The sequence below is a fragment of the Pontibacillus chungwhensis genome (assembly GCF_030166655.1).
Lineage (GTDB): Bacteria > Bacillota > Bacilli > Bacillales > BH030062 > Pontibacillus.
This window is the reverse complement of record NZ_CP126446.1, coordinates 1815983-1837092: the sequence shown is the minus strand read 5'-3', so window position 1 is coordinate 1837092 and position 21110 is coordinate 1815983. Positions and strand designations below refer to the sequence as shown.

Annotated in this window: 19 protein-coding genes; 1 reads left to right on the top strand and 18 read right to left on the bottom strand. The window is 40.6% G+C overall.

The genetic code is table 11. The features are described from left to right. Positions 1-7 precede the first annotated feature (7 nt). From ftsA to QNI29_RS09450, 18 genes are all read right to left on the bottom strand, one after another. A complete protein-coding gene (gene ftsA / locus QNI29_RS09535) occupies positions 8-1297 on the bottom strand; it encodes a cell division protein FtsA (RefSeq protein WP_231416268.1) in 1290 nt (429 codons plus the stop codon). Positions 1298-1498: 201 nt separating this feature from the next. Then, positions 1499-1867, bottom strand: a complete 369-nt coding sequence (locus QNI29_RS09530) for a small basic family protein (RefSeq protein WP_231416267.1) — start codon at positions 1865-1867, stop codon at positions 1499-1501. After that, the gene (locus QNI29_RS09525; RefSeq protein ID WP_284526979.1) at positions 1867-2592 is read right to left on the bottom strand and encodes a DUF881 domain-containing protein; all 726 of its coding nucleotides are present in this window, start codon (positions 2590-2592) and stop codon (positions 1867-1869) included. The genes QNI29_RS09530 and QNI29_RS09525 overlap by 1 nt, the downstream gene beginning before the upstream one ends. Further along, complete coding sequence (locus QNI29_RS09520; RefSeq protein WP_231416265.1) at positions 2592-3293, bottom strand: DUF881 domain-containing protein; 702 nt, start codon at positions 3291-3293, stop codon at positions 2592-2594. Before QNI29_RS09520 ends, QNI29_RS09525 begins: the two co-directional genes overlap by 1 nt. Then, the gene (locus tag QNI29_RS09515) at positions 3277-4068 is read right to left on the bottom strand and encodes a cell division protein FtsQ/DivIB (RefSeq protein WP_231416264.1); all 792 of its coding nucleotides are present in this window, start codon (positions 4066-4068) and stop codon (positions 3277-3279) included. Before QNI29_RS09515 ends, QNI29_RS09520 begins: the two co-directional genes overlap by 17 nt. A gap of 452 nt (positions 4069-4520) precedes the next feature. Further along, positions 4521-5636 carry a stage V sporulation protein E gene (gene spoVE / locus QNI29_RS09510; RefSeq protein WP_231416263.1) on the bottom strand — a complete coding sequence of 372 codons (1116 nt, stop codon included), beginning with the start codon at positions 5634-5636 and terminating at the stop codon, positions 4521-4523. Between the two features lie 67 nt (positions 5637-5703). Further along, positions 5704-7053, bottom strand: a complete 1350-nt coding sequence (gene murD, locus QNI29_RS09505; RefSeq protein ID WP_231416262.1) for a UDP-N-acetylmuramoyl-L-alanine--D-glutamate ligase — start codon at positions 7051-7053, stop codon at positions 5704-5706. Continuing rightward, positions 7050-8036: a phospho-N-acetylmuramoyl-pentapeptide-transferase gene (mraY, locus tag QNI29_RS09500; protein WP_231416261.1), complete on the bottom strand. Its 987-nt coding sequence runs from the start codon at positions 8034-8036 to the stop codon at positions 7050-7052. The genes murD and mraY overlap by 4 nt, the downstream gene beginning before the upstream one ends. Positions 8037-8077: 41 nt before the next feature. Beyond that, positions 8078-9439, bottom strand: a complete 1362-nt coding sequence (locus QNI29_RS09495; RefSeq protein ID WP_231416260.1) for a UDP-N-acetylmuramoyl-tripeptide--D-alanyl-D-alanine ligase — start codon at positions 9437-9439, stop codon at positions 8078-8080. Next, the gene (locus QNI29_RS09490; protein WP_231416259.1) at positions 9439-10923 is read right to left on the bottom strand and encodes a UDP-N-acetylmuramoyl-L-alanyl-D-glutamate--2,6-diaminopimelate ligase; all 1485 of its coding nucleotides are present in this window, start codon (positions 10921-10923) and stop codon (positions 9439-9441) included. The genes QNI29_RS09495 and QNI29_RS09490 overlap by 1 nt, the downstream gene beginning before the upstream one ends. A 70-nt stretch (positions 10924-10993) precedes the next feature. Beyond that, positions 10994-12952 (bottom strand): stage V sporulation protein D, encoded by a 1959-nt coding sequence (locus tag QNI29_RS09485; protein WP_231416258.1) that lies wholly within the window; start codon positions 12950-12952, stop codon positions 10994-10996. Positions 12953-13036: 84 nt separating this feature from the next. Beyond that, entirely contained in the window at positions 13037-15319 is a 2283-nt protein-coding gene (locus QNI29_RS09480) for a penicillin-binding protein (RefSeq protein WP_231416257.1), read from the bottom strand. 15 nt (positions 15320-15334) lie between these two features. Beyond that, positions 15335-15715 carry a cell division protein FtsL gene (ftsL, locus tag QNI29_RS09475; RefSeq protein WP_231416256.1) on the bottom strand — a complete coding sequence of 127 codons (381 nt, stop codon included), beginning with the start codon at positions 15713-15715 and terminating at the stop codon, positions 15335-15337. Next, positions 15712-16671, bottom strand: a complete 960-nt coding sequence (gene rsmH / locus QNI29_RS09470) for a 16S rRNA (cytosine(1402)-N(4))-methyltransferase RsmH (protein WP_231416255.1) — start codon at positions 16669-16671, stop codon at positions 15712-15714. The genes ftsL and rsmH overlap by 4 nt, the downstream gene beginning before the upstream one ends. 46 nt (positions 16672-16717) lie before the next feature. Continuing rightward, a complete protein-coding gene (mraZ, locus tag QNI29_RS09465) occupies positions 16718-17149 on the bottom strand; it encodes a division/cell wall cluster transcriptional repressor MraZ (RefSeq protein WP_231416254.1) in 432 nt (143 codons plus the stop codon). Positions 17150-17327: 178 nt separating this feature from the next. Continuing rightward, a complete protein-coding gene (bshC, locus tag QNI29_RS09460; RefSeq protein WP_231416253.1) occupies positions 17328-18953 on the bottom strand; it encodes a bacillithiol biosynthesis cysteine-adding enzyme BshC in 1626 nt (541 codons plus the stop codon). A gap of 84 nt (positions 18954-19037) precedes the next feature. Further along, entirely contained in the window at positions 19038-19421 is a 384-nt protein-coding gene (locus QNI29_RS09455; protein WP_231416252.1) for a DUF3397 domain-containing protein, read from the bottom strand. Beyond that, a complete protein-coding gene (locus QNI29_RS09450) occupies positions 19418-20308 on the bottom strand; it encodes a 2-dehydropantoate 2-reductase (RefSeq protein WP_231416251.1) in 891 nt (296 codons plus the stop codon). Before QNI29_RS09450 ends, QNI29_RS09455 begins: the two co-directional genes overlap by 4 nt. A gap of 287 nt (positions 20309-20595) precedes the next feature. Here QNI29_RS09450 and QNI29_RS09445 point away from each other — a divergent pair, with 287 nt between their 5' ends. Continuing rightward, on the top strand, positions 20596-21075 hold the full coding sequence (locus QNI29_RS09445) for an N-acetyltransferase (RefSeq protein ID WP_231417550.1): 480 nt from the start codon (positions 20596-20598) through the stop codon (positions 21073-21075). Positions 21076-21110 lie beyond the last annotated feature (35 nt).

The window sequence follows — 21110 nt, the reverse complement described above, 5'->3', positions numbered from 1 at the left end:
TGGATGTTTAATCGAAGAAATATTTGATTAGATTGGCAACTTTTGATTCTTTTTGTTTCTTTGGTTCAGGCTTTTCTGTCTGTTGACTCTGTTGACTTTTTTGTTTCTTAACTTTAGGTTGTTCTGTCTCCTCAAGAGTCACAGATGGGAATAGCTCTTTGCCTTGTATTTTCGCATTATGATAAGCAAATTGCAATATTCCTACGCCTGAAGTGAATTGTGGTTCACGAACCCCAATATAATCAGGTATTGCGATCCTCACATTCGTTTGGAAGCAATCCTGAGCTAAATCCGCACATCCTGGCATACCGACTAACCCACCAGTTAGCACATATCCACCTGGCAATTCCCGGTATCCCATGCGTCTTAATTCTCGCTCAGCGTATGCATAAATTTCTTCTAATCGTGCTTCAATCATATCAGATATCTGTAATTGATTAAATGATTGTTTCCGGTCACTCCCAATTATGGAAACTTCAAATGTTTCTTCTTCCTGGGCATCATCGAAGAATGCATGACCATAATTGAGTTTAACATCTTCTGCTTCTTCGGTTGAAGTTCTCATACCGATGGACAAGTCTTTCGTGACATTATCTCCACCTAGTGAAATGACACTTGTATTCTGTAAGAAGCCTTGTTCAAAAACAGAAATCGTCGTGCAACCGCCACCAATATCAAGAAGAGCGACTCCAAGGTTTTTCTCATCTTTCGATAAAGCAACTGCTCCTGAAGCTAACGGTTGCAGACATATATCGAGAACTTCTAAGTTTGCGCGTTCTACGCACTTCAAGATGTTATGTAGAACCGTTTTTGAACAAGTGATGATTGTACCTTCCATCTCAAGACGAACTCCAATCATACCTCGAGGATCAGTAATCTCATCTAGACCATCGACAATAAATTGTTTTGGAATCACATCAACAATTTCACGTTCAGGTGGAACTGAAATAACTTGCGCTGCATCAATAACTCTCGCAATGTCTTCATTTCCAATCTCACGGTTTTCGCTCTGCACAGCTACAACCCCGTGACAAGGCTGAAGTTGAATATGGCTACCATTAATACCAACAACCACCCGGTTAATCTGCATTCCGACCATTCGTTCCGCTTGTTCTACAGCATTGCGTATGGATTGGACCGTTTGATCTATGTCTACAATGGCACCTTTTTTCATCCCATTAGAGGCTGCTGTGCCAACACCTATAATATTTAACGAATCATTCATTACTTCGCCTATGATTACTTTGATTTTTGATGTACCTATATCAAGGCTGACAAGTATATCATTGTTGTTCAAATCCAAGGCACCTCCTAAACTAAGGCATCTGATTAGTTCACATATTACCGAATGTTAAGCGTAATGGCAATTCCTTTCCGGCTACTTCTTTTAATTTAATCTGTTTGTAAAAGAAACCGGATCTCTATTCCCACTGCTTAATTTCAGTACGAACCTTCAGAAACTATTTACCTTATTCAACAAAAATAAGATAATTTCCTTTTATTTTCTTTCGTTTTTTTCAATTTCCTTCTTATTACTCCTGCGGTCTACTATGTAGCGCCGAATAATGGCTATATTTTGAAATAACCTTACTCCAAACGCGAATACAGCAGCTAAGTATAAATCAACACCTAGCTGGACACCAAGAAAAGCCAAGAAAGCGGCTAATAATACATTAAAGAAGAAACCAGAAACAAATACAGTTTGATCAAACTTCTTTTCTAAATGGGCTCTGATTCCACCAAGTAATGTATCAAACGCTGCTAATACGGCTATTGAGAGATAGTTTGCATACTCTTCAGGAACTCTAAGATCTGAGATCAGACCTAAACTAATGCCTACAATTAAGAACAATACCGGTAACCACATTATGTTTCACCTGTTTCTGTAGCATCTTCTGTTTCAAGATATTGAAGATCAGGGGTCTGTTCGTACTCAGGTAGTGTTAGATTCTCATGGACTTCCATAGATACAGACAAGTTCTCAATCACAAATATCTCAAGCACATCACTTACTTCCATGTAGTTCATTAACTTCTCAGGATCTTCTGATAAAACGTTAATCTTTACGGGAAGAGGTGGAACAGGGTGATTATTCACATAAGTAGTCCCATTCACATCACGGATTGGAGATAAATTTGTGATTCTTTCTTGTCCAATGGAAATATCGCTAGCCCCGTACGTGTTCAATTCGTTTACGAGCTGATGTAACAAAGATGGGGAGATCGTTGGGTAAGTTTCTGCATACTCCAAATCTTGAAAGATTGGTTCTACAGTAAGCATGACCCCAGCCCCTTTTACTTCAGTAAGACCAGCTTTACGTTTTAATTTATTCAGAGACTGATTTAACGTTTCTACCTTTTCAAAGTTAGACTGACCTTCATATTGAGCAATCATTCTATTTAATTCTCGTTCTTTAGAGAGTAAGTCTTGCTGAGTCTTTTGCTGCTTTTGCAATTCGGTTCGAACTTCCCATAGATCACGGGTGTCCCTAACTTTTGGCTCTTGAGTTGTTTGGAACTGTATGGCAATCATAAAACCGACTAAAGCAAATATGAAGGAGAAAATGATTTTACTTCGAGCATTCATACCCATCACCTCTCCCCTGCAAGGCGAGCATCCATTTTAATGATATCTTGCTTTTGGGTAGAGACTTCTACGTTGTCACTTACAAGTTGATCAACGACTCCACCTTCTAAAGTCAAGCTTGGCATTAACACATCAGGGTTACCAATCGCCGTGATTACAAACGGCGCGGGGTGTTGAACTCCATCTACAGAGATAACTGGACCAACACAAGCAATATAGGAATCTCTATAGAGCCTTTGGCCATTTATCGCAACTGCATTCGCTCCTGCTGATAGTAATTCGTTTACTACTTTGTGAATGTGACTATCGTGAACGATATATTGATTGACATTTTCTTCTGAGGGTATGTAATCTGCATCCTTAAGCTGAATTTCAACACCTTTACCTTTTACCGGAAGTTCCCCTGTTAATTTTTGAAGTGTCTGTTTGTCTTGCACATAATCACTTACCGTTTGCTCTTGATTAGCTAATTGATCTTCCATCTTTTGAATTTCAGCCTTTTTTGCTTCAATATCTTCTCGAATGGATTGGTTTTCTTTTTCAATGTTAATCAATTGCTGTCGGTAGTAATAATCTTTTTCAAGTTGCTTATCAGTAAGCTGGTAGACTTGCGGGTCTTGGTTGGTTTGCTGATAGCTAAACGCAACCAAGAAACCTGATACAAATAACACAAGGGAGAAAATAACGTGTCTACCGGTTAGCCTCATCGCTTTCTTCCCCTTCTTTCTCTTGTTGTGGATATTCTTCGAAATAAGCACCAACATCGATATGGATAATCCCTCTTTGTCCAGGCTCTAGCTGAGAAACAATAGAAGGATAGGATCGCATGTTTTGAGAAAAATTCCGAATCGAAGCCTCCACTTCAAATCCATCATTCATATACAAATGAATTTTATAAGGATTCTTATCACTTGGGGTCCACTGTACCTCCGAAATTAACTGAGTAACACTTGAAGGCAACTGCTGCATTTCTCTTGTCATTTCTTCCAAGTAAGTCTGACGCTGAAATCCAATTAATAAAGGAGCATCACCACGGGGGGTTTTTAACTTTTGATCGGTGAGCTCTTTACCCGTTTCAAGAATCGGATAATAACTGCCTTCCCGCTCAACGTACCCTACTCTCTGGTACTCCTCTATCGTCATTTCAACAGTGGAAGGGAATTGCTTGTCTACTTGAACACCACTTATTTCCTCATGTTGTTCCACTTTTTCTGCTACTGCCTGTCGGTCTACTTTCCAATAGTTATCCTCTCCAGGAGTCAGTCCACTTAATGAGAGAATTGTATCCCGATCAACATGATCGTTTCCGCTCAGCTCAATAGACTTTACCTGACTTAAGGAAGACTGTAAGTAAATGATTATCGCAATAAGCAAAAAGAAAAAAGACAAGTACATAATCAAGCGTCGATTCGACTTCTTTCTTCGTGATTCTTTTAATTTTGGAATGCGATCTTCAATAGAAACGATTTTCTTTTCAGCCATGGAAAATTCCCCTGCCCGGTGGTTTCAATTACATAAGGAAACGGCACGATAAACGCCGCTATTATGCATAGGAAAATTATATCACAAATCACTTGATTTTTCGTGATTTTTCTGTATCTATGTGCCAACAATTTCTTCTTTTCGTATAAATCCACATGATACCTATCTGTGATTAGGTTGCAATTGAAATTCAGCCTCTACACATATACCCGATTCATTACCTTATAAAACTAATGTGTAGCAAGAGAATTCAAAACCTTTTACTTTAAAGACAGTTCGGTTCAATTTCAATTAAACTGGGGGTCGGAGCACATATGGCCGACGTGGATTGAACATTTTTAATAGGATATTTGGTTCTTAAGGAGAAGGAAGATTAGCACAGAAAAATACCAGCATTTCATAAAAGCTACCTCCAACAAAAAAAGGCCACCCATTACCGGACGGCCCTTCTTTTATAATTTTGCATATCGACTGATATTTAGTAAAATCCCGACAGAACATAACGTTAATGTGAGGGAAGATCCTCCGTAGCTTAAGAATGGAAGCGTGATTCCCGTTACTGGCATTAGCCCTGTTACAACACTTATGTTAATCATGACCTGGATTGTAATCATCCCAACAATCCCTAGTGCTAGTAAGCTACCGAACGTGTCCGGTGCACCCAGAGCGACACGGATGCCCCTCCACAATAAGAGAAAGAATAGCAATAAGACAAAGGTTCCGCCAATAAATCCAAGTTCTTCAGCCAGAATTGCAAAGATAAAATCCGTTTGGGGTTCAGGAAGATAATAAAACTTTTGTAAACTTTGCCCGAGCCCAAGCCCCATTAATCCTCCTGGTCCAATGGCATATAGGGACTGAATAATTTGAAACCCAGCCCCCAGTGGATCTTCCCACGGGTTTAAAAAGGCAGTTATTCGTTGCATACGATAAGGAGCTGAAATGATAAGCCCTGCAAAACCTGCTAGCCCAAGAACACCAAGGCCAACAAAATGTGCAATGCGAGCGCCGGAAACGAAAATCATAAGCATACAAGTTCCAACTAACACGACACCAGTCCCTAAGTCTGGCTGTAGCATAATAAACCCGAACGCTACCATTACAAGCGAGAGTGATGGCATAAACCCTTTTGTAAAAGATGTGATCTTCTTTTGGTGATCAGCAAGATACCGTGCTAAGAAGATAATCAATCCAAGCTTCATAAATTCAGAAGGTTGTATGCTAAACGCTCCAACTCCAATCCAGCTTCGCGCGCCACCTCTAACCATACCTACACCTGGTATTAATACAGCAATTAACAGGATAAAGCATACGATTAAGAGCGTTTTAGAACTATTCCTCCACGTCAGATAAGGAATATTCATAAATCCAAACATCGCTACAATACCAGCACCAGCAAACAAAAGTTGGCGTTTAGCAAAGAAGAATGAATCATCAAATTTGTAGGTCGCCCATATGGCCGATGCACTATAGACCATAATAACGCCTATTAATAGTAATGAGAAAATCGCTACAATCAGCAGTAAATCAGGTGCTTTGTGCAACTGTTTAGTTCGACTTTGCAACATAAAAAAGGCCCCCTTGGTTCCAGCAGAACGTTGGGGGCCGTTAATGGTTTATGGTAAGACAAGCCCCCTACTCTAATGTATGCACGGCTTCCACAAACATGTTTCCTCTTTCTTCAAAAGTTTTATATTGATCCCAGCTTGCACAAGCTGGAGAAAGAAGGATAACGTCTTGTTCAGCAGAGATACGATAAGCTTTTTCAGCTGCTTGCTTTACATTATCGACCATAAAAATTGTCTCTATTCCATTTTGGTTGCCAAAATCACGAAGCTTTTGTGCTGTTTCTCCGAACACTACCATTGCTTTAACATTTTTCATATAAGGGACAAGTCCTTCAAAAGACTGCCCTCTGTCTAATCCACCTGCAAGCCATATGGTAGGATTCTGAAAAGCTCCAAGTGCCTTTTGGGTCGCTAAAACATTTGTCGCTTTGGAATCATTAAAGAAACGTCGTTGTCTTACTTCCTTTACATATTGAAGGCGGTGCTTAACGCCTGTGAAGGTTGAAAGTACTTCACGAATTCCTTCTAAAGTGGCGCCCGCTAATAAAGCAGCAGCCACTGCAGCCATTGTATTCTCGAGGTTGTGTTCCCCTTCTAGAATGACCTCATTACGTTTAATAACTAAAGTATCTTTGTAGTAAATAGAATCCTCGTCACACCATACTCCATCTGGCTGTTTAGAGCAAAGAGAAAAAGGTACCTTTTTAGCTTGTATCTGTTCTGAAAGCTTGAGCACTTCTGTGTGGTCAGCATTAAAGATCGCATAATCCTCTGAAGTCTGGTTTCTAAAGATATTCGCTTTTGATTGCCCATAATGCTCCATAGTCTTATGGTAATCCAAATGAGCTTCATAGAGATTTAAAAACACAGATATCTCAGGTTTAAAGGTTTCTGTTCCAAGCAGTTGAAATGAGCTTAACTCCATAACCATGGTTTCGTCGGATGTTGTATGTTGAGCTACTTCACAAGATACTTTACCAATATTACCGGCGAGAGCTACAGGCCTTTTACTTTTCTCAATCATTTCATAAACAAGTGTGGTTGTGGTAGTCTTGCCGTTTGACCCTGTGATCGCCACAATTGGACCTTTATGGAGCATATAGGCTAATTCAACCTCTGTAACCACCGGGATTCCCTTTTCTAAGGCAGCTTCTACAACGGGGTTGTGATAGGGGATGCCAGGGTTTTTCACCACGTAGTCTACGCCATCGAGTACACTTAGTGGGTGGCCGCCTGTAACCACTTCAATACCTTCATTGTGAAGCGTCTGAGCTTCTGTGTTATCTTCGAATGCCTGCTGGTCATTTACCCGTACTGAAATGCCACTCTTATGAAGCAGTTTAGCAGCTGCTGCACCAGACTTTGCAAGCCCTAGTACGAGCACTTGATTATATGGAAATGATGTTAACTTATTCAATTGACCCACACCTCAATATAAATGCCTAACGCGGCAAATAGTAATCCTACAAGCCAAAACGTGGTGACAACGCGCCATTCTGACCATCCCATAAGCTCGTAGTGGTGGTGAAGTGGGCTCATTTTGAACACACGTTTTCCTCTTGTCTTAAATGAAATAACCTGGATAATAACAGATAATGTTTCAAGGACGAATACGCCCCCAATAATGACTAGTAAAATTTCTAACTTTGTTAAGATAGCGATTGCTCCAATAGCGCCTCCAAGGGCTAAAGAACCCGTATCGCCCATAAATACTTTTGCAGGATGGGCATTAAAGACAAGAAATCCTAGTAAAGACCCTACAATTGCCAGGGTAAATACTGCAATCTCAAACTGCGGATGTCCATGCCATGCCAGTATACCAAAAGCCCCAAACGCTAATGCAGCCGTTCCGGCAAGCAGGCCGTCTAGCCCATCAGTCAGATTCACAGCATTTGATGATCCTACAAGCATAAATACAATTAATAGCGCATATCCCCAACCAAGATCAACTTGGAAGTCTGTTCCAGGGAAGCCGATGTAGGTAGGGAAATCATGACGTCTTAAAATAATGTAAAAAACAGCCGCAATAATTAATTGACCTGCCATCTTTTGTTTGGAAGTTAATCCAAGATTTCGCTTCAAGGCGACTTTAATAAAATCATCTAAGAATCCTAAAAGGCCATAGCCAATTAAAACAAATAACAATAAGAAGACTTCAAAGTTCATAGGATCCGGATTGAACTTTGAGGTCATCACCAACGTAGTAATTGAAGCTGCTACTAAAATCATTAATCCTCCCATTGTAGGAGTCCCGGATTTCTTTTGGTGAGATTTTGGACCTTCATCTCGAATAGATTGACCAAATTTCAAACGACGTAAGAATGGTATAAATATAGGTGAGATGAGGACGGTAATTAAAAAGGCTATTGCCATAGTGATTAATAGTACTTGTTCGTTCATTGTGCTCCTCCTTTAAATCTGTAAACCGTCCGCTTAAATCTTTATTCTGTGAATTCCTCAACAAAACTTTCAAAAGCCATTAAGCGAGAAGCTTTTAATAAAACAATGGTTCCTTCTTGCAACATCGGTTGCACAAGTGCTGCAGCCTCTTCTTTAGATGAGAAAGAATACGTATCTACATCTTTATGGTGGCTTCTCACTTCTTCTGCAATGACGCTTGAAGCATCCCCAACTGTAATGAGGACATCAACAGAAGAGTCAATCGCCTTTGCAACAGAGCGATGCATTTCTTCACTTTGTGCCCCTAGTTCAAATATATCCCCTAAAATGAGAATCTTGCGTGAATATTGATTTAATTCTTTAATAACTTCAATAGAGGCACGCATAGAAGTCGGAGAGGCATTATAAGCATCATTTACAATGTGAGCCCCATTCTTTCCTTCTATCAGTTCAAAGCGCATGCCTGTTAACGTCATTTCGTTTAACCCTTTCTGTATATCAGAAGGATCCATCCCTAGAAGAGACCCAATCTTAATGGCGAAGCTGGCGTTTTTCACATTATGTTTACCTAAGAGATGAATCGTGTAAGATTCATTCTCATTTATTGCAAAACTCGTAGAGGCACCACTCATTTGAATATCTGAAAGCACATATTTATTCTTTTGATCAAACCCACATGACAGCACCCCTTCTCTCGTGTGTAGAGGGGCTAATAAAGGTTCGTCACCATCTAGTAAAAGCGTACCTCCTTCACGAAGCCCTGCTAATATTTCAGATTTGGCTTGTGCGATCCCTTCTCTTGAGCCTAAAAACTCAATGTGAGATTCACCTATATTTGTAATGACAGCAAAATCAGGTTCAGCAATGAAGGAAAGGTTCTCAATTTCTCCGAAATGATTCATTCCCATCTCTAATACAAGCACCTCTGTTGTCGCTGGCATGGATAAGATGGTAAGAGGTAAACCAATGTGATTATTAAAGTTTCCACTTGTTTTATGTGTTTCAAACGACGGGGCTAAGACAGCAGCAATAAAATCTTTCGTTGTTGTCTTTCCGTTTGAGCCGGTCACACCAATGACTTTAGGATTAATTTCTTTCCTATAAATATGAGCGAGCTGTTGCAAGCCAATAATGGTATCATCGACAAAGAACAATGGGAAATCTGTTGGCACAAAGCCCGGAACTTCCACACTTTGATCCCATAATGCCGCAACCGCCCCACCTTCAATGGCATCTTTTAAAAACTCATGCCCATCAAAGCGATCTCCCCGTATTGGGACAAATAATCCTTTATCTGTTTTTTTGCGCGTATCTGTAAATACGTTTCTTATTTCGATTGTTTCAGAGGCAACCCCTCTGGCTGAGGGGAAATGCTTGTGAATCCAATTGGTGGTTATATTCATTAGTCGCGATAACTCCTTTGTGTTCTGTCATTAATACATTCAGCAGCTACTTCGCGATCGTCAAAGTGATGGGTCACACCATTTATTTCTTGATAAGGTTCATGCCCTTTCCCGGCGATTAGAACCACATCCCCATCCTTCGCCTGTTCAATGGCATACTGAATAGCCTCTTTCCGATTCACAATCGTCTTAAAAGTGCCTTCTTCTACTCCGCTTTCCATGTCGCGAAGAATCGATTCCGGGTCTTCACTTCTCGGATTATCTGATGTGAAAATGGCTTCTGTGGCATAATTCACAGCCACCTTGGCCATCAGAGGTCTCTTCGTTCGATCCCTGTCTCCCCCGCAACCTACAACAACGTAGATTTTCTTCTTAGCGAAAGATTGAATTGTTTCTAATACATTTTCTAAGGAATCTGGTGTGTGAGCATAATCCACAATAACCCCATATTCCTGGCCAGCGAGAACAGGCTCAAATCGCCCACTTACTCCTTTGGTAGTTGAGAGGGCCTCTTGTATGGTTTCAAGGTCCACACCTGCCACCCATGCCGCACTGGCAGCTGCTAACATATTATATACGCTAAATTTCCCGATTAACGGACTAGTAATTTCTTTATCACCAGACGGTGTACATAACGTAAAGGTTGTTCCACTAGCAGATAGTTTTACATCCTTAGCTGTGATATCCCCTTTATGATCCATGCTATATGTAAGAACTTCTTGAGATGTGCTATTACAAAAGGCTTCATAATAAGGATCATCTCGATTAACTATACCGTATTTAGGTTTAGTGGCATCGTATCCGTTTCCAAGTTGGGCAAATAAGAGTGATTTGGCACGTAAGTAATCATCCATGTCTTTATGGTAGTCCAGATGATCTTGACTTAAATTAGTAAATACTGCGATATCAAAATCAGCTCCGTGCACTCTTCCTAAATCAAGCGCGTGAGAGGAGACTTCCATGACTGCCGTATCTACTCCTTCATTTACCATTTCAGCAAAATGTTTCTGCAAAAATAAAGAATCGGGGGTCGTATTTTTAACCTGGTACTCTTTATCCCCGATTTTCATTTGTATGGTACCGACCAAGCCGGTTTTATCTTTATGCTGCTTGAAAATGGCTTCAACCAGATAAGAAGTTGATGTTTTTCCATTTGTCCCGGTAATTCCAATCAGCTGGAATTTTTGGGTTGGGTTATGATAATAAGCGTTAGCTAACTTTGCCATAGTTCGGGAAGTATCCCTCACAAGTATGACGGGGACTGAAACATCCAGAGGACGGTCTGCTACAATGGCAGCAGCCCCTTTCTCCTCAGCTTGTTTGGCATAATCATGGCCATCCACTGTAAAACCATTTATACAAATAAATAAATGACCATGGGTTACTTGTCTTGAATCCATTTCTATTCCAGTAACCGTTACATGGTTGATGTCCTTTGTAGTTTGATAGACGCGTAGTGTCTTTAGTAATTGACTTAGCTTCATGTAAGGACTCCTTACTATTAGATTTTCAACGTATATTATAGCAGACAAGGCCCCGGTTCGCGATTGTTGTTTAATGAGAATGATCCGAATGATCAACCTCCGGAGCTTCCTCTGCTAAAAATAGTCGAATTTTTGAACCTTCTTCTACTTTCGTTCCTTCTTTAGGTGCTTGATCTACAATATAATTACCAGTTCCACTCGTTTCAATAGAAAGGTTCACCATATACTGGGTTAACTCCTTCTTTTCAAGTCCAATTAAATCCGGGACCTCAACAAGCGGTTGATCAGGCCATTGCACTTCTTTCTCAAGCCCATCTTCTCTAGGTTTTACACCCATTGCTCTTAAACTGTCACCCATAATATTCCCTACAATTGGAGCAGCTACGACCCCACCAAATTGGACGGTATTTTTAGGGTTGTCAATTGCTAAATAAACGACAAGTTCTGGATCATCAGCAGGTGCGAAGCCGATGAAAGATACAATATGGTTGTCTGTCATATAACGACCATCAGGACCCACTTTTTGAGCTGTTCCCGTTTTCCCGCCAACTCTATACCCTTCTACATATGCGCCCTTACCTGTCCCTAAAGCAACAACACTCTCAAGTGCTTCCCTTACTTTTGAGGAGGTTTCTTCAGAAATGACACGTTTCTTAAGCGTTGGTTCTGTTTGATCTACAGCCTCCCCAGTAATGGGGTTCACCCACTCTTTCGCAATGTAAGGCTCATACAAATATCCTCCATTTACAGCAGCAGCCACAGCTGTAACTTGCTGGATCGGAGTAACAGAAACCCCTTGGCCGAAAGCTGTTGTCGCTAATTCAACAGGTCCAACTTGTTCTTCCCTGAATAAAATACCATTTCCTTCTCCTTGAAGATCAATCCCTGTTTTGGTACCAAAGCCAAAATCTTTAATATAGCTGAACAATCGCTCTTTCCCCAGTTCCTGGCCTAAGGTTACAAACCCTGGGTTACAAGAGTTCTGTACCACTTCTAAATAGGTCTGACTTCCATGACCCCCGCGCTTCCAACAACGGAGTCGTGCCCCATCTACTTCAATGGAGCCACTATCATGGAAATGGTCATTTTCTAAATCTACAAGCCCTTCCTCTAAAGAAGAGGCCAGCGTAATAATTTTAAACGTAGACCCAGGCTCATATGAACTCCAGATCGGAAGGTTACGATTATAGACTTCTTGAGGAACATTTTGATAATTTTCCGGGTTAAAAGTGGGACGGCTAGACATAGCAAGAATCTCGCCAGTATCAGGATCCATTGCAATAGCAATGGCACCATCCGGATTATACTTTGCTTCAGCGTTATCTAGCTCTCTTTCAATAATCGTTTGGACGCGATCATCAATTGTAAGCTTTAAGTTATACCCGTCTTGAGGGGGTTCGTAAACATCAGCGATATTTGGAAGCCGGCCCCCTTTTGCATCAGAGAAAAACGAAAGCTGCCCTTCTTCACCTTTAAGCTGTTCATCATAATACAACTCAAGCCCCATTAACCCTTGATTATCAATCCCACTAAACCCTAATACATGGGAAAGATACTCCCCTTTCGGATAATGGCGCTTGAAATCTTCAGCAATGTAAACACCATCTAAATTCAGTGCTCTGATGGCATCTGCTTTTTCTTCTGAAATTTTTCTACCTTCAGGATGGAGTCGTTCAATCATACTTACTTTAGTCACATGTTCGTATGCTTTATCCACTGGCATATCGAGAATTTTCGCTAATTGTTCCGCCGTTTTCTGAGGGTTCTTAATCTGACGGGGTACGACCATGACAGATGGAGCAGATACATTCTCAGCCAACACAACTCCATTGCGATCTAAAATATCGCCACGCTCCGGTTCAAAAGGAATGTCACGACTCCATAAATTTTTCGCCTTGTCCATCAACTGATCGCCCATGACAAATTGCACATACCCTAAACGGGTTACAATAATAGCTAGTACAACACCTGCCAAAAGAAAAACAGTGACCAATCGTTTTCGTAACGTCACATTGGATACTCGTTTCATGGTACATCTCCTTTACGTCCATGGTATGCTTGTATCCATTTTATGAGTTCAGAAAAACGATTAGAACACTGTCTTTGCTACGCTTTATTCTTCATTCTCATCTGTTGAGTTCTCTTGTTCTTGATCAGATGGAGCTTCTGAAGAGTCCTGGTCGGATTCTTCTCCTTGCATCGACCGCTCTGTTTGTTCTTCAAGCGTTTGGTCAGATGGCTCCTCATTAGGGCCTGTTAATTCCACTACAAGGTATCCACCCTTTTTAATGGTAGCCCCAGCTGCAACGCTTTGTTTTCTAACAAAACCATTCCCAACGGAATCGATCTCTACATCCATTACATCACCAAATCGTAACACATCCCGCAGAGCCCAACCTGACATATCAGGCATCTTAGCGGAGTCAGAGGTTACTAGGAACACCTTTTCATTAGAGACCACTTTCGTCCCTCCACGAGGGAACATCTCTTTTACTTTCGTTCCATCACCCAATACAACAGGAGTTAGTCCATTTTTTGTAATGGCTTGTTTGGCTTTTGCAACAGAGTCACCGTTATAGTCCTTGAGGGTTTTAGAATCTACAGAGAGCTCTTCTTTATTTTCCGTCGGTTTAATGTTCATATAGTGAAGACTATTTTCCATCACCGTTTTGAAAATATAAGAACTTGGTTCTGCTTCATATTCAGTTGGTTCAAGGTCTGGTTGCTTCACTGAGACATACATCATAAGTTCAGGGTCTTCTTTTGGTGCCATGCCGAGGAATGACAAATAGTAATTTCCATGTCCCGCTAAGTACCCCCCAGTTTCAGAGTTTGGAATTTGGGCTGTACCGGTCTTACCAGCTACAGAGTAATTAGCTAGGTTATAGAAATTAACTCCTGTACCATGTTCACCAGTCACAACATTTCCCATTAAGTCCCGCATTTTTTTGGCGGTATCTTTACTAATTGGCTCTCCCGCAACTTTAGGTTCTTTCTTCTCGAGCACATCCCCTGACGAAGGGTCTGTTACTTGGGAAATTACATAAGGCTGCATCATTTTACCGTTGTTAGCAACTGACGTGGCTGCCTTCATTTGTTGAATTGGAGTAAATGTTGATCCTTGTCCAAATGCAGTTGTAATAACTTCACTATCCCATTTGTAAACAATTTTACCGGCTTGTTCGCCAGGAAGATCAATTCCAGTCTTTTGATCAAGGCCGAATGCTTGCAAGTAATCCATGTATGTTTCAGGACCCATTACTTCCCAAACTAATTTAGCAGCCGCCACGTTTGAGGAACGTTCAAACCCTTCATCATAGTCAATGGTGCCCCAACCCTTACCATAGTTATGGTCACGGATCTTATCACCACGATCATTATACACATATTCACCTGACATGTACGTATCAGAGCCATTATATACACCAGCTTCCATTGCAGCAGCATAGGTAAAGATCTTCATAGTAGACCCAGGTTCATATGGTGAGGCAATGACATCATTGTACCAGTTGCCAATATCCTGCCTCTTGTTTGGATCAAAACTCGGCCTATTTCCCATAGCCAGTACTTCACCGGTTTTCGGATCCATAACTATGGCTATAATTTTCTCAGGATTATATTCCTTCACCACATGGTTCATCGCATCTTCTAGGAAAGTCTGGATTTTCTGATCAATCGTCAGGGTCACATTCGCCCCGTCTTCAGGCTTTTGAAAGACTTCTTCAGGGTTTAGTAGTTTCATATTGTACTTATCCCGTTTATAAGAGATGGAACCATCTGTTTCAGAAAGATAATCATCCATCTGTTCTTCGATTCCCATCATACCTTCAATTTCATCATTTTCCCCTTGATTTTGTGCAAACCCTAACACATGAGAGGCAAACATGCCATTTGGGTAATACCGCTTGGCTTCTTGTTTAAATCGAATACCAGGCAAGTCAAGTTCTTCAATATCTTCACGGGTTTCTTGAGAAAGGTAACGTCCATTTGCTCCAAATTCAACTTGGAAAGGACCCTCTTTATTTAGACGATCATATACATAAGACTCTTCTAAACCTAAAATAGGAGCCAACTGTTCAGCCGTTTTTTTCGGATCCTCAACATGTAACGGCTCCTTTGAATCTTTAGAATACTCTTCATCAACAATCGCATACACACTATAGGTAGGACGGTCATAAGCAAGTGTCATTCCATTTCGATCGAGGATCTTGCCTCGGTCGGCTTCAATTGTATAGGAACTTGTCCGCTTTTGATCCGCCCAATCCTGAAGAGATACTCCTTCAATTTCACCTGTCGCTTGTATATAAGCGAAACGACCGAAGATAATCGTGAAGACTAACATAAACCCAAGCATGTAGAGCTTCGCCATTCGGTGAGTTGTTCGATTTTTCTTCATAAATCTCTTGTCCCCTTATTCGTTACCGGAAACGGATTTAGCTTGTTTAACTTTCGACTGACGGATTTCAAGACCATTTTCCTTCGCAATTTCCATAATACGCTCAGGATTAGACAGTTCTTTAATCTTATATTGAAGATTTTCATTTTCAAGTTGTTGATCGGTTATGTTCGTGTCTAAACGTTGCATATCCCGGTTCATTTGATCAATAGACGAGGAGTAAGATACCACAACGACACTGAATAGGATTGCAAGGCTACTAACCACTGTGTATAAAAACTTCTCACCAGGTGTGATCCATCGCTTTTTATGTACCTGGACCTTTACCTGCTTTTGGCTCTGGCTTTGCTCTGTTGTTTCATGTTGGTGCAATTGTTTCGCTTTTTCTGCACTCATTCATTATTCCACCCTTCCCATGGACGTATTTTTTTAACAACTCTTAATTTCGCAGATCGAGCTCTTCGGTTATCTTCTAATTCTTCTTCACTTGGAGTAATTGGTTTTCGATTGACTAACTCAAACGGTGGCTTTTGGTCCTCAGGAATAATTGGAATACTTTTAGGTAAAGGTGGATTACTACTCCACTCTTTAAAGGTTTGTTTACAAATACGATCCTCTAACGAATGGAACGTAATGACTGCAATTCTGCCATCAATCGCTACCATTTCAGCCGCTTGCTTTAAAGCATCTTCAAAGGCACCTAACTCATCATTCACTGCAATGCGTACAGCCTGAAAGATTCTTTTAGCCGGATGGCCGCCTTTTCGCCTTGCAGGTGCCGGAATAGCTTCTTTAATTATGTCCACCAGGTGTGTGGTGGTTTCAATTGGCGACTCTTCCCTTTTCTTCTCAATACCTCTGGCAATTTGTTTTGAGAATTTCTCTTCTCCGTATTTGAAGAATATACGCACAAGGTCATTGTAATCCCACTCATTAATGACTTCATAAGCACTAAGTGGCTGTTCCCTATTCATTCTCATGTCTAAACGTGCATCTTGATGATAACTAAACCCTCTCTCGTCTTCATCGAGTTGTGGAGAGGATACCCCAAGATCAAATGCAATTCCATCTACTTCCTCAATTCCAAGGTCCAATAAGGACTGCTTCAGTTCCCGAAAGTTCGCATGTACAAAGGTAATACGGTCAGCATAAGGGGCTAAGCGTTCTTTAGCTGCTTTAAGAGCTACCTCATCCTGATCAAAAGCTATCAGGCGGCCTCCTTCAGTTAGTTGAGCAGCAATGCGCTCACTGTGTCCCCCGCCTCCGAGTGTGCAATCTACATAGATACCATTCGGCTGAACATCTAATCCAGTGACGGTTTCTTCCTTTAATACTGTAATATGGTCAAACATACTTTCATTCCTTTTCTGTTAGATTCTCTGGTTGTTATATTATTTGCTAAATATCAAAATCCATCATGTTCTCAGCGATTTCTGCAAAAGAATCTTCAGATTCCTCAAAATACGTTTCCCAATCGTCTTTAGCCCAGAACTCGACTCGATTGGAAACCCCGATTACAATCACTTCTTTCTCAAGCGCTGCATAGCTTCTGAGTGGTGCAGGGATATTGATTCTCCCTTGTTTATCCACTTCACACTCTACGGCACCAGAAAAGAAGAATCGAGTAAAAGCTCGAGCATCTTTTTTCGTGAGTGGGAGTTTCTTTAATTTCTCTTCTATCACTTTCCATTCAGAAAGGGGGTATGCAAATACACATTTATCTAGGCCACGTGTTATGACAAAGCTCTCCCCTAAGCCTTCTCGGAACTTAGAAGGGACAATGATTCGGCCTTTTGCATCTATATTGTGTTGATATTCTCCCATAAACATATAGATAGCCCCACTTTCTCACACAAGCGTACCACATCCCACCACTTTCCTCCACTTTAACTTAAATATTCTTTCAGAACAAAAAAAATCCTGCCTTATTGGCAGGATTTCTAAATAAATTTAATTATTTTTCAACTATTTCACTAAAATCACTCCACAGCTCACATAAACGGTTTCCTTACATGAATATAACATGATGAGCTTTACGCCAATCATACTCTACAGTAAGGAGCTGTTTCGGCAAGCCTGGGCCGTGGTCATTGGCAAACGGCAAGATGTTCCAAATTCTTTCCTGCAAACCACCTTCTGGGTGAATGCGTAAATCAATTTGATCGAATACTTCTAGCTCACGACCATGTTTCTCTTCAAGAGCATCAGCCATTCTTTCTTGCAAGAACTCTACATCCCTAAACAAGTAAAAGAGGTTTTTCTCAGCAATTTGACCGATGTCATCCCGAATTTCATGCGCTTTTTCCTTCAGAGGGCGATGCGCTCTTTCTATCGCACGCTTCACTTCATCAGCTAACTCTTCGATCGGAGGATAGCTTTGCATAGCAATCCACTTGCTCTTATCCTCGGTCACACCCTCATTCACAGCCTTTTCTATATCGATAAGATGACGACGAAGCCATTTCTCATTCTGACGATCAAGCAGGGTCATAGATAAACGAGGCATGACCGGTGGCATTTGTATGTTGAGTGCTTCAAAGACAGGCTTAAGCGCTGACCAATATCCAACTTCCCCAGGTCCCGCGATAAAGGTAAGTGATGGCAGGACAAGGTCCTGCATTAAAGGTCTCGTGACAACATTGTTACTTAGAAGGTGAGGTTCTGTTTCTGCAATATGGAGAAGCTCTTCTTCACTAAAACAACATTCATCTTTTTTACCGCGCCAATTTCCTTCTTCATCTTTCATTAAAAGAGTACGTTCCCCGTTCCACTTATAAAATAGATGTCCATCCTCTACTTCAGCTTCTAAGTTAACAGAGTAACCTTGTTGAGCTGTTAAATGAAGTGACCGAACCACACCTTCACTGATTTCAGGCTGTTTTCTTATCATTTCCTGAAAATAACCGCTCTCAAGTTGGCGTAAGTCTTTATGCTGAGCATCCATTAGAATAAGACCTTCTTCTTTGAAGAAGTAATGAGTTAGTCGAGCAAATAAATCTACAAATGTAACAGATCGTTTAAGCTCTCCCTTAATTAAGTCATATAAGTGATTGGTATGTTCACTCTCCCTTAAGCCCATAAACAATCGATCTATCCATGTTTGGATAGCCTCTTGATCCATCTCCATTTCTGAAACTGCTTCTTTTTTCATTTGTTTTTGAAGAATTTTATGCTTCTTCATTCGCGGGGATTGTGGCATATATATATGATTGATTTCATCAAAATCATGATCCTCACCTGCAATCCAGAAGACAGGAAGTACAGGACGACCAAGCGCTTCTTCTTGTTCTTTAGCCATAACGATAATCGAAACGATTTTGTTAATCGTATATAGAGGACCTGTCAGCAATCCAGCCTGTTGGCCACCTACAACCACAACACTTTGAGGATCTCTTAGTCGTTCGATATTAGAGACTGTTGCTTCACTGGCTCCCCACTCTTCATTCACACGCTGAAGATGGTCTGCAAGAGCATCTCGTTGGAAATGACGTTCTTCTAATTCTGCAACTCGCCTTTCATACTCTTCTTGTTTGTATGGGTTGTAATGAAATTTATTTAATAGCTCCTCATGCTGAGCACGATAATGTTGGATAAATTTATTCTGTGATGGTAATTCAATGGGTTGGATCCGCATGGATAACCTTCTCCTTTTTCAATAAGTTCTATGTATTCCTCTCGTATTGTATCGAAAAGACGAAGGGATTTCACTTAAAAGGCATCATAAAGTCATAAGCCTATTGGCCAGCCCATAAATCGTCAAAGATATGTGCAAGCCTGCAAATAACAGAAAACTGAAACGCCAAAATCCTTTAAATGCTTTTCTGAATTCAATCTCATCTCTTACCTTCCATTGTAAATAGATAAAAAGACTAAGTAAAAGAAGAAGTAAAATAAAAACATAACTAATATAAGATCGCTCAAAAATGACAAATAAAGCCGCCGGCACAGCTAAAACATAAATAACTGTCATACTGTTTACTGTCATGTGCAAGGATTTCTTTTTATTCTTTACTGTTTTCCTCATGATTAGGTATACAATTATTGTAAGAGGAATTGGCATAGTAATTAAGATCGCTGCAAGATAGGCAATCACCTGGTTCACATGTTCTCCCTCCTTCTGATTTGTCCTATTCCCTTTAGTCCTTCATAGACGAAGGATGTATAAGGGAGGTCTTGTTTGCACTTCTCCAATATATATCCAGAGATTCCTTCGATTTCTGTTTCCCTTTGGTGTAATACATCCGCTAGCATTGAAGATCGGTTCCACTTCGTTTGCTCCATTATGTGAGTGACACGTTCAAATTGACGATCACCATCTGTTTTCAAAAGAGCCATACAAGCTTCTTCGCATAGCCGTTTCGCTATATTTAAAAGATAAGGGTTTTCGAGAATCTCTCCGTTCCTTATGTTAAATAATGCTGTTATTGGGTTAATCACGGCGTTCACAATGAGTTTATTAGATAATACTTCAAACCAATCTTCTTCAAATACATACGAAAACTCCTTAGAATCTAGCTGGTCTTTAATCCATAAGGCTTGTCTTCTTTCCATATTCACCGCTGCGATTCGGGTCAGTCCCAATCCTGTATGCAAAACACCTCTGTCAGATGTTTTTCGTACGCCATGTTCTACAACACCTACAGCCGACGGGTTCGGCATGTTAACAGCCAGGTCCACGTGTCCCATTCCGTTCTGAAGAAACAAGACAGGAGATGTCACTTTCTTTTCAGCCATTAATGCTACCACTTCATCAACATGAGTTTGCTTCGTTGCAAGAATAACCAAATCGAAGAAATGATGTAAACGCGTCACATCTTCTATATGAATGGTACGGGAGGTGTGCTCCTCTCCCACCTGAATACCTTCTCTTCTGATAAGCTCTATCTGGTCTTGTCTCCGAGCATATAGGGTTACTTTATGTCCTCTTTCTTGAGTTTTAATTGCGTACAATAACCCAACAGCTCCAGCCCCAATTATAGCTACTTTCAACCTATTCACCCACTTTTGCTTCTTCTCTTCTTTTCTTTATACAACAAGAGGCGAAAATCCTCCTATTTGCTCATTTTAGCAAATATTCTTTCTCTGGTCTTTAGGATAAAGGGAGTTTTGAGCGAATACGCTGGACCTCGAGCCACTTTTGCAGGACACATCTCTCCTGAATGGCACAGCGCCATCTACTTAAATGGCAATAAAGGAAACACAAATCATTTAATTCAGAAAATTTTTATATTATAATAGAGATGTGTGATTATGGTTTTAAGGGGGACTTTATAATGATGGATACCATACAAGTTCAAAAACTAGTGGTTAATTTTAAAACGTTAGAAGAATTTAAACGATTTAAAGAATACGGAAATCAAGAGCTTTCAATGTTAGAGGACCTGCAAAGTAACATAATCGAAAATGATAGCGTTTCACCGTTTTATGGGATTTATTATGGAAACGCTTTAGTAGCTCGCATGAGTCTTTATCAGGTTTCTTCACGCTATGACGACTACTTTCAACCCGCCCAAGATTATTTAGAGCTTTGGAAGCTCGAGGTTCTGCCAGATTACCGAAAAAAAGGCTACGGCAAGAAACTTGTAGATTTCGCTAAAAGCTTTGAACTTCCAATCAAAACGAATCCTCGCATCAATTCTCACGGTTTTTGGGAGAAGATGGGCTTCCAAAAAGCTAAATATGATATGGAACGAGATTTAGGGGAAAACCCTCTTATCTGGACACCTGCTGGCGTATCAGAAAAAAACCCTTCTTAAATCAATAGTGCTGAGAGCAGAAAAAAGGCTGATCA

Bases quoted from the DNA above. Each gene is read 5' to 3' on its own strand.
- QNI29_RS09485 (WP_231416258.1), bottom strand. From the start codon at position 12,952: ATGAAACGAGTATCCAATGTGACGTTACGAAAACGATTGGTCACTGTT.
- mraZ (WP_231416254.1), bottom strand. From the start codon at position 17,149: ATGTTTATGGGAGAATATCAACACAATATAGATGCAAAAGGCCGAATC.
- ftsL (WP_231416256.1), bottom strand. From the start codon at position 15,715: ATGAGTGCAGAAAAAGCGAAACAATTGCACCAACATGAAACAACAGAG.
- QNI29_RS09520 (WP_231416265.1), bottom strand. From the start codon at position 3,293: ATGAGGCTAACCGGTAGACACGTTATTTTCTCCCTTGTGTTATTTGTA.
- QNI29_RS09495 (WP_231416260.1), bottom strand. From the start codon at position 9,439: ATGAATATAACCACCAATTGGATTCACAAGCATTTCCCCTCAGCCAGA.
- QNI29_RS09445 (WP_231417550.1), top strand. From the start codon at position 20,596: ATGGATACCATACAAGTTCAAAAACTAGTGGTTAATTTTAAAACGTTA.
- QNI29_RS09525 (WP_284526979.1), bottom strand. From the start codon at position 2,592: ATGGGTATGAATGCTCGAAGTAAAATCATTTTCTCCTTCATATTTGCT.
- mraY (WP_231416261.1), bottom strand. From the start codon at position 8,036: ATGAACGAACAAGTACTATTAATCACTATGGCAATAGCCTTTTTAATT.
- rsmH (WP_231416255.1), bottom strand. From the start codon at position 16,671: ATGTTTGACCATATTACAGTATTAAAGGAAGAAACCGTCACTGGATTA.
- QNI29_RS09490 (WP_231416259.1), bottom strand. From the start codon at position 10,923: ATGAAGCTAAGTCAATTACTAAAGACACTACGCGTCTATCAAACTACA.
- QNI29_RS09530 (WP_231416267.1), bottom strand. From the start codon at position 1,867: ATGTGGTTACCGGTATTGTTCTTAATTGTAGGCATTAGTTTAGGTCTG.
- QNI29_RS09515 (WP_231416264.1), bottom strand. From the start codon at position 4,068: ATGGCTGAAAAGAAAATCGTTTCTATTGAAGATCGCATTCCAAAATTA.
- bshC (WP_231416253.1), bottom strand. From the start codon at position 18,953: ATGCGGATCCAACCCATTGAATTACCATCACAGAATAAATTTATCCAA.
- spoVE (WP_231416263.1), bottom strand. From the start codon at position 5,636: ATGTTGCAAAGTCGAACTAAACAGTTGCACAAAGCACCTGATTTACTG.
- QNI29_RS09480 (WP_231416257.1), bottom strand. From the start codon at position 15,319: ATGAAGAAAAATCGAACAACTCACCGAATGGCGAAGCTCTACATGCTT.